This is a genomic window from Nostoc flagelliforme FACHB-838, assembly GCF_014698065.1.
In the GTDB taxonomy this organism is placed as follows: domain Bacteria; phylum Cyanobacteriota; class Cyanobacteriia; order Cyanobacteriales; family Nostocaceae; genus Nostoc; species Nostoc flagelliforme_B.
Genome location: NZ_JACJSI010000047.1, coordinates 42,968 through 51,187 on the forward strand (window position 1 = coordinate 42,968; position 8,220 = coordinate 51,187).

Consider the following 8,220-nt stretch of genomic DNA (forward strand, 5'->3'; position numbering starts at 1 on the left):
TTCCCAACTTTGGAATCTAACTAACACAAAGTCCACCTGACTATTACTGGCGATCATCAGTTAAGTAAATACACTCATCTTAATTATCCTAAGTGACTTTCGCCCTCTGTGCAGAAAACTGGGATACTCTCATCAGTTAATAGACTCATCACTTGATCCTTATATTTTTGAAATATCTGATAACGCTTAATTTGAGGATCAGATTTGTTTGGCAATTGGATTTGCAATTCTTGCTTAATTGTGCCTGGCCGGGCGCTTAACACGTAGATGCGTTGAGATAGAAAAATTGCTTCTTCAACATCGTGAGTAATCATCAAAATTGTAGTATTTGTGGTACGCCAAATTTCTAGGAGAAATTGCTGCATTGATTCTTTTGTCTGCACATCCAATGCACCAAAAGGTTCATCCATAAGTAAAATTTTGGGTTTTGATGCTAATGCACGAGCGATCGCTACCCGTTGCTTCATTCCACCAGATAGTTCTTGTGGTAGCGCTTTCGCAAATTCTGACAATCCCACTACTTCTAAATAATAAGCGGCTTGTTGCCGTCGCTTGGCTTGAGGTACACCTTGCAACTTTAAGCCAAATGCGACATTTTCCATAACACTCATCCAGGGATAGAGAGTGTAGCTTTGAAATACCATCCCGCGATCGCACCCTGGCCCTGTCACGCGTACCCCATCAACCAAGATATTTCCCGCAGTCGGAGTATCTAATCCTGCAATTGACCGTAGCAAAGTTGATTTACCACAACCACTTGCTCCCACTGCACAGACAAACTCACCCTCTTCTACATACAAATTGATGTTTTTTAATACAGTCAACAAACCGCGTTTAGTTTGAAATTGTTTGTGGAGTTGATTAACCTCTAGATTCATAAAAATCTCATTTTATATATTATTTTTCTGTGAGGTGAAATAAAAATTACTAATTACAAATTATTCTAATCTTTAGCCCACTTACAAGATACACGTAATAACAACCTAAACAACAGATCAATTCCTAAACCAATCAAGCCAATTACAATCAAACCAGCAAAAATTTCATCTGTTTTCAGATATCTTTGAGCCACACTAATCCTACGTCCTAAACCTTCTGTAGCTGCTACTAATTCTGAAACAATCACTAAGTTCCAAGATGCTGCCATATTAACGCGGCAAGCATCAATAATATTAGGCAGAATAAAAGGTAAAATAACTTGTAATAAAACTTGTTTTCTTTGACCTCCTAAAGTATAAGTAGTTTCCAATAAATGCTGAGGAACAAATTTGACTGCATCCATTACCATTAAGGTATTAAAAAACAGTGTGCCGATAAAAATCAGCATAATTTTAGGTATTTCTCCTAGTCCCAGATATAAAATTAGTAAGGGTATAAAAGCTGGGGCTGGCATATAGCGCACAATTCCAATAATCGGTTCTAACAATGCCCTGATACTGGGAAAAGTCCCCATTAAAGTACCTAAAGGAATAGAAACAATTGCCGCCAGGGAAAAACCAGCTATGACGCGAAACAAGCTAAAGGCAATATCTTTTTGTAAATCGCCACTTGCTAAAAGCCTTTGAAATGCACCCCACACTTCAGTAGGAGTAGGAAGAAATAATGATGGTATTAATCCAGTATTAGAAATAACCCACCACAGAAGAATAGGAATAGCGATGGACAAGAACATTAAAGTCCAAGCTAATTTTTTAGGTATCTCTTCAGCAATGCGCCAAAAAACAGTTTGTGATAACATTTTATGAGAATGTTTGGAGTTTATTTTTTACAAATCGTCAGCAGATTGATTCATGATTTTTGCTTTGCAGCATAGGCTTTGACAAAGCGATCATCAAAAACTTTTTTAAGATTAGGTGCTTGTTTTGTCAAACCCGCTTCAACAAGAAATTTACTAATTCTCTCAGCAGCGTAACTTAGCGATTTCATGTCTTTACCGGGACTAAAAGCTTGCAAATTGTCTTCTATTGAAAATATTTTCGTGCCGGAATTGTATGCTTTATATTCTGCAACTGACACACCAGCGCGTTTCGCCATAATTTCGTAAGCTTTGTCTGGGTTAGTTTTGATAAAATCTAAAGTAGCGAACCAAGTATTTATTAAAGCTTGTACATCTTGCGGACGTTCATTAATGAGTTTGCGAGTCACAACTAAATGGTCAGGAATCGCACCAGGAAAATCTTTAGAACTAAATAATTCTTTGCTGCCAGAACGTGATAAAGCCTTTGTAGTGAAAGGTGCAAAAACTCCGACAGCATCGACTTGACCTGCAACAAAAGCTGCTGATGCTGCACCTGTTTCTAATGGCTGAAACTGAATATCAGCTTGGGTTAAACCTGCTTTTTGCAAACCTAGTAATAATAGGAAATGGTCAACTGTCCCCTCTTCAACAGCAACTTTTTTACCTTTGAGGTCGGCAATACTATTTATTCCTTCTCGGACAATAATTTTATCGTTCCCTGTAGAATTATCGTTGATTAAAACGATTACTTGATCTGAGCCTGCTGCCACTGAGCTAATGGTATCATTCAGGGTTTGGGTATTGGCGTTTAGTTGACCTGCTCGTAAGGCGTTGATAGAATCTAAATAGCCGTCAAACCACTTTAAATCTACATTAACTTTATTCGCCTCAAATAATTTTTCTTCTTGAGAAACTTGCCAAGGAAACCAACCTGGCCAAGCACTAAAACCAACAGCAATTGGTGCAGTTATGACTGAAGTATTAGGATTTTGTGGTGTAGAAGTCTGCTGGATAGGAGTACAACTAATGCTGATAAAAAGAGTGAGTAAAAAAGCTGTGAATAGAGATGATAACTGGCGAATAATCATTATATTTAGCTCTAATTTACGTTTTTTTAGAATAAAATAGATTTGCTTCTATTTGTAATAAGTTAACCAAACTGAAAAAAAGTTCGTAAATAAGTAAATAATACTCATCTATAATGAGTAGAGAAAACAACATTGAGAATTTATGCTGTAAATAGAGAATTTTGGTGTTGCTGAAAAACTTGCGATCGCACTCAATTAAACCAAACGCCTGTAACTTCAATGTGACAGATTAAACCGGGATTTTAAAAGCTATTAATTTTTTACTCAATTGCTAGTAATTGCTTTTGCTTTTAGTTTTTTATACTCAAGTTTATACATATCAAAATGAGACAAAAAGTATTGTAAGTTACAAAAATCTCTAAATTATCCAAATAAGGCGTTGACCCCCGCGCGATCGCTTTTAGTTGCAACATGAAGTCAGAGACTCAATGAATCCATAGCCAGTCGGAGACTAAAAACGAGTCAAGCTAGGCTTTTAGGAGTTGTGTGTAACATCGTAGCCAAGTCGAAGGAAGAAGGTTTTGTGTAGTAAAACCTTTAAGTGGTCTTTTGATTAAGGTAGTTTTGGAATGTAGAGTTAAGTTTTTCCAAAATGTCTTTAACTGAAGAAATCCTTTCCCAATTACCCGGCGATGTTTTAGGAGGGTTGCGCCAAGGCGATCGCCTCCTCACATCTTTGCGAGAAAACTCTGCATCTGTCCCAACGTTGGTTAAAGAAAGTCAACAGCCTTTAGGGGGTGTAGACTGCGATGTCATTATCTGCGGTGGCACTTTGGGTATTTTAATTGGTTGCGCCTTGGCGGTGAAGGGACTGCAAGTAACGTTGATGGAACGGGGAATTTTGCGGGGAAGGGAACAAGAATGGAATATTTCTCGTAAAGAATTAGATGTATTTGTGGAATTAAACTTGCTAACAGAAGAAGAATTAGTAACTGCGATCGCAACTCAATATAACCCAGCGCGAGTTAGTTTTGATGGCGGTACAGAAGTTTGGGTAGAAGATGTTTTGAATATCGGTGTAGATCCAGTTTATCTATTGGCTACCTTAAAAACCCGATTTCTCGCCGCTGGTGGAAAGTTGCTAGAAAACACACCCTTTACCGAAGCGGTAGTTCATCCAGATGGGGTGATGGTAAATAACCAATTTAAAACTCGGTTATTAATCGACGCAATGGGACATTTTTCACCCATCACTCAACAAGCACGTCAAGGAAAAAAACCAGATGCCTTGTGCTTAGTTGTCGGAAGTTGTGCCCAAGGTTTTCCAGAAAATAACTCAGGCGATTTGTTATTGTCATTCACATCTTTGCAGAATCAATGTCAATACTTTTGGGAAGCTTTTCCAGCCAGGGATGGCAGAACCACTTACTTATTTACCTACATGGATGCAGATCCTCAACGTTTGAGTTTAGAAGCTCTATTTGAGCAATATTTGCGTCTTTTACCAGAATATCAGGGAGTGGAATTGAGCAAGCTGAAATTTCAACGGGCGCTATTTGGTTTTTTTCCCACCTATCGCCAAAGTCCGCTAAAAACTCCTTGGAATCGCATTCTACCAGTAGGAGATAGTAGTGGTAGCCAATCTCCCTTAAGTTTTGGTGGTTTTGGGGCAATGGTGCGTCACCTGAAGCGCTTAACTTATGGCATTTACGAAGCGCTGGAAACAGAACAATTATCTGCAAAAGCTTTAGCACTGCTGCAACCCTATCAGCCAAGTTTGACTGTCACTTGGTTGTTTCAGAGGGCAATGAGTGTTGGTGTAAATCAGAAAATTGCCCCAGATCAAATTAACCAACTACTCTCGGCGGTATTTCAGGAAATGCAACAGTTGGGTACACCAGTGTTAAAACCGTTTTTACAAGATATAGTGCAGTTTTCGGCATTAACGCAAACACTGTTAAAAACTGCTTTATATCATCCGGTATTAGTTGCCAAAATAATTCCGCAAGTAGGTTTGGCAAGTTTGTTAGATTGGATGTTACATTACAGTAGTTTAGGTGTATACACTACCTTGTTTTGGTTAAGTCCAATGTTAGAAACATGGATCAAGAATCAACCAGATGAACAACAATATTATTGGCATCGTTTAATTGATGCCTGGAAGTATGGATCTGGCGGTGATTACTCAGATGAAACTTGAAAATACCTGTGTGAGGATAAGATGATTGAACGAAAATCTTTAGGAATAAAATACTTTGCGGTGCTGATTGGGTTTTTGCGCGATCGCCAGGGATTTCTAGAGGAAGTTCGCCAAGGTATAAGATTACCAAATAAAATCATTTCGCTGCTGGTTTGCAGTTCCTTATTTATCGCTGCTTATGGCGGAATTATTGGTGCATATCATAGCTGGATGCAAGCTTTGTCTTCCGCTATTAAACTCCCAGCCCTTTATTTAATCACACTTTTGATTTGTATCCCGACATTATACTTTGCTAATATTATTTTTGGCTCCAAGCGGACTTTTGGACAGCATTTAGCATTAGTTTTAACTGCGGTTTCAGTCACAAGTGTACTTTTATTTAGCTTTGCACCAATCACACTGTTTTTCTTAATCACTACCAATAATTACCAATTTTTAATTTTGTTAAATGTCTTTATCTTTGCCCTAACTGGATTTATTGGTGTTTCGTCTTTATATCAAGCTACAAGTTTAGTTTTAGAACAAGATGATGAAGGTACCAAGACACGCCAAAAGATTTTGAAGTTTTGGCTATTTCTTTACGCTTTCGTAGGCAGTCAGTTAGGATGGACTCTCAGACCATTTTTTGGTACACCTGATTCTGTTTTTCAACTATTCCGCGAAAGAGAAGGGAATTTCTATTTGAGCGTCATTCAAGCTATTAGCTATCTCTTGGGAATCCGTTAATTGTCAATTAGTAATAACACAAAATATACAACATATAAATATATGCTAAAAAAGCAAAATCGGGGAATTCAACAATTTAGTGTCTTGGTTAATTTACTCCGCGATCGCCAGTTATTTTTAGAAGAAATTCGTCAGGGAGTAAGATTAGAAAATAAGATTAGTTCTCTGTTCGTAACTAGTTCTATCTTCTTTGCTCTTTATGGAGCAATTATTGGTGCATCCCACAGTTGGGCACAGGCACTATCTGGTGCGATTAAACTTCCGGTATTCTATTTAATCACATTGATTATTTGTTTTCCAACTTTATTCTTTTTTAATGTTTTATTTGGTTCCCGGAGCAGTATTCAACAGCATTTTGTTGTATTGCTTACATCTGTATCCGTGATTAGCGTGCTTTTATTCAGCTTGGCACCAGTTACGCTATTTTTTCTAATTACTACACCCGATTCTTATCAATTTTTTAAATTGTTGAATGTGTTAATTTTTGGCATTACAGGCATCTTTGGCGTTAAATTCTTGTATGAAGGAATGCAATTACTTTCTCAACAAGATGAAGTAGGCAAAAAAACCCGCACCACTATTTTAAGATCCTGGTTATTGCTTTATGCTTTTGTTGGTATGCAGTTAGGATGGTTTCTCAGACCATTTTTTGGTGCGCCTGACTCTAAATTTGAATTGTTTCGGGCAGTCAAAGGCAACTTTTATCTGGATATTATAAGGGCTATTTCCGAAATTTTAGGTATGCGTTAATCTAATAGCTACACCTGTTTTATATAGCAATCCTATCTGATCGGCTGCACTACAGTAACTGGTGTTCCCACACTAACCTGAGTGAATATAGTTTTCTAACATCGTTATTGTACATCCGAAGATAACCGTGTGAGGCAGCCTTACCAACTGAATCAGGATTAGGCGTACCGTGAAAACCTCTAAAACTTTAAGTGAAGGTCTTTCTCGCCATATAACTATATAGTGATTAATGAAGCTTAGAGAGAGAAGTTTCAAAACTTAATAAATTATCTAAACCCCACTCCTCAAAGGCTTTCCCTTTGTATTTTCGCGGTTATAGGGGATTTCCAAATGAAAAATAGCCCAAATTTTTTTGGCGGGCGAGATGCTCGTCCCCCAAGATAGATGGTTTATTTATTGGAAATTAGGGATTTCTGACTTGACTGAAGGATTGTAAAAAGGTCTAGCAAAATAATTGCATTTGTCATAACTTGATAGTTATAGAACTATTGACTCCTCGCCGCATTACTCATGGTTAACACCCTACCCAAGCCAGAAATTAAAACCCCCAGCAAAGAAACTGTACTCACCCCCCGGTTTTATACTACAGATTTCGAAACCGCAGCCAACCTTGATTTGTCTGCCCAGGAAACTCAGTTGCAGGCGATGTTGACAGAAATGCGGACAGACTACAACCGCCACCATTTTGTGCGCGATGAAGAGTTTGAGCAATCTTGGGAACACATTGATGGTGAAGCAAGGCAGGCGTTTATTGAGTATTTGGAACGCTCTTGCATTTCTGAGTTCTCCGGCTTCTTGCTATTCAAGGAATTATCCCGCAAGCTGAAAAATCGCAGTCCACTGCTAGCGGAAATATTTCAACTGATGGCGCGTGATGAAGCCCGCCACGCCGGATTTCTCAACAAAGCAATGGCTGATTTTAAACTCTCCCTTGATTTAGCCACTGTCACCAAAACCCGCACCTATACGTTTTTCCCAATTGAATGGGTACTTTACACCGTTTACCTATCAGAAAAAATCGGCTACTGGCGTTACATTATTATTTTCAGGCATTTAGAAAAGCACCCGGAAAACCAGTTTTACCCGATTTTTCGCTACTTTGAGAGCTGGTGTCAGGACGAAAACCGCCACGGGGACATATTCAAAGCATTATTGCGTTCTCAGCCGCAACTCTGGAACAACTGGAAAGCTAGGCTGTGGAGTCGCTTTTTCTTGCTATCAGTATTTGCTACCCACACCCTGACAGTTCATGAACGTTCCGGGTTCTACAAATCACTGGGACTTGATGCTACAGAATTTGATCTCCAAGTTGTCCGCAACACCAATGAAACCGCAGGGCGGGCTTTTCCTGTGATGCTGAATACCGAACATCCCAAGTTTTTCCCACGTCTACAACGCTGTGCAGGTTACAACCTGAAAATTGCAGATATTGAGCGCAGTTCTGGGCTGAAATTGGTGAAGCTAATTCGCAAGCTACCTCTGATTGCAGCAATTGTTTGGAATCTACTGTTACTTTACCTGATCAAACCCATTGATACTGAAGCCCTGTTGGGAACGATTCGTTAGGGACTTGCAAAAGCCCCTAAGTACCCTGCGGGACGCTCCGCGTTCGCGTAAGCTTCCCGCAGGGATGGAATATTTTTTTTATAGCAACAGACAAGGCGGTTAGGACGCTAGGCGAAGTACATATTCCATAGCATCCCTGATACAGTCAAATTGAATAAGTTGTTGACGAATTCGACTCTTCAACCATGACCAACATCGCTCAATTTTGTTCA

General features: G+C 39.0%; 7 protein-coding genes and 2 pseudogenes. 4 read left to right on the forward strand and 5 right to left on the reverse strand.

The features are described from left to right. Positions 1 to 83 precede the first annotated feature (83 nt). The 3 genes from H6G97_RS21445 to H6G97_RS21455 form a co-directional block, all read right to left on the reverse strand. A complete protein-coding gene (locus H6G97_RS21445) occupies positions 84 to 878 on the reverse strand; it encodes an ABC transporter ATP-binding protein (protein WP_190942702.1) in 795 nt (264 codons plus the stop codon). Positions 879 to 943: 65 nt separating this feature from the next. Further along, entirely contained in the window at positions 944 to 1,738 is a 795-nt protein-coding gene (locus H6G97_RS21450; RefSeq protein WP_190942703.1) for an ABC transporter permease, read from the reverse strand. Positions 1,739 to 1,788: 50 nt separating this feature from the next. After that, positions 1,789 to 2,826: an ABC transporter substrate-binding protein gene (locus tag H6G97_RS21455; RefSeq protein ID WP_190942704.1), complete on the reverse strand. Its 1,038-nt coding sequence runs from the start codon at positions 2,824 to 2,826 to the stop codon at positions 1,789 to 1,791. Between the two features lie 592 nt (positions 2,827 to 3,418). On the opposite strand from H6G97_RS21455, the gene H6G97_RS21460 reads away from it, so the two are divergent. The 3 genes from H6G97_RS21460 to H6G97_RS21470 are packed head-to-tail and all read left to right on the forward strand — an operon-like array spanning position 3,419 to position 6,442. Continuing rightward, complete coding sequence (locus H6G97_RS21460) at positions 3,419 to 4,966, forward strand: FAD-dependent monooxygenase family protein (protein WP_190942705.1); 1,548 nt, start codon at positions 3,419 to 3,421, stop codon at positions 4,964 to 4,966. Positions 4,967 to 4,987: 21 nt separating this feature from the next. Continuing rightward, positions 4,988 to 5,692 (forward strand): actin-binding WH2 domain-containing protein, encoded by a 705-nt coding sequence (locus tag H6G97_RS21465; protein ID WP_190942706.1) that lies wholly within the window; start codon positions 4,988 to 4,990, stop codon positions 5,690 to 5,692. Positions 5,693 to 5,734: 42 nt separating this feature from the next. Further along, positions 5,735 to 6,442 (forward strand): actin-binding WH2 domain-containing protein, encoded by a 708-nt coding sequence (locus tag H6G97_RS21470; RefSeq protein ID WP_190942707.1) that lies wholly within the window; start codon positions 5,735 to 5,737, stop codon positions 6,440 to 6,442. Between the two features lie 32 nt (positions 6,443 to 6,474). On the opposite strand, the pseudogene H6G97_RS52755 reads toward H6G97_RS21470, so the two are convergent. Beyond that, positions 6,475 to 6,620 (reverse strand): annotated as a pseudogene (locus H6G97_RS52755) (L,D-transpeptidase); the annotation flags it as partial. Positions 6,621 to 6,952: 332 nt separating this feature from the next. Between H6G97_RS52755 and acsF the strand changes: the two are divergent. Next, positions 6,953 to 8,008, forward strand: a complete 1,056-nt coding sequence (gene acsF / locus H6G97_RS21475) for a magnesium-protoporphyrin IX monomethyl ester (oxidative) cyclase (RefSeq protein ID WP_190942708.1) — start codon at positions 6,953 to 6,955, stop codon at positions 8,006 to 8,008. A gap of 99 nt (positions 8,009 to 8,107) precedes the next feature. Here acsF and H6G97_RS52760 read toward each other — a convergent pair. After that, positions 8,108 to 8,220, reverse strand: a pseudogene (locus H6G97_RS52760) (IS630 family transposase); the annotation flags it as partial.

Excerpts from the sequence above, each read along its gene's own strand:
- H6G97_RS21445 (WP_190942702.1), bottom strand. The coding sequence starts at position 878 with ATGAATCTAGAGGTTAATCAACTCCACAAACAATTTCAAACTAAACGC.
- H6G97_RS21450 (WP_190942703.1), bottom strand. The coding sequence starts at position 1,738 with ATGTTATCACAAACTGTTTTTTGGCGCATTGCTGAAGAGATACCTAAA.
- H6G97_RS21455 (WP_190942704.1), bottom strand. The coding sequence starts at position 2,826 with ATGATTATTCGCCAGTTATCATCTCTATTCACAGCTTTTTTACTCACT.
- H6G97_RS21460 (WP_190942705.1), top strand. The coding sequence starts at position 3,419 with ATGTCTTTAACTGAAGAAATCCTTTCCCAATTACCCGGCGATGTTTTA.
- H6G97_RS21465 (WP_190942706.1), top strand. The coding sequence starts at position 4,988 with ATGATTGAACGAAAATCTTTAGGAATAAAATACTTTGCGGTGCTGATT.
- H6G97_RS21470 (WP_190942707.1), top strand. The coding sequence starts at position 5,735 with ATGCTAAAAAAGCAAAATCGGGGAATTCAACAATTTAGTGTCTTGGTT.
- acsF (WP_190942708.1), top strand. The coding sequence starts at position 6,953 with ATGGTTAACACCCTACCCAAGCCAGAAATTAAAACCCCCAGCAAAGAA.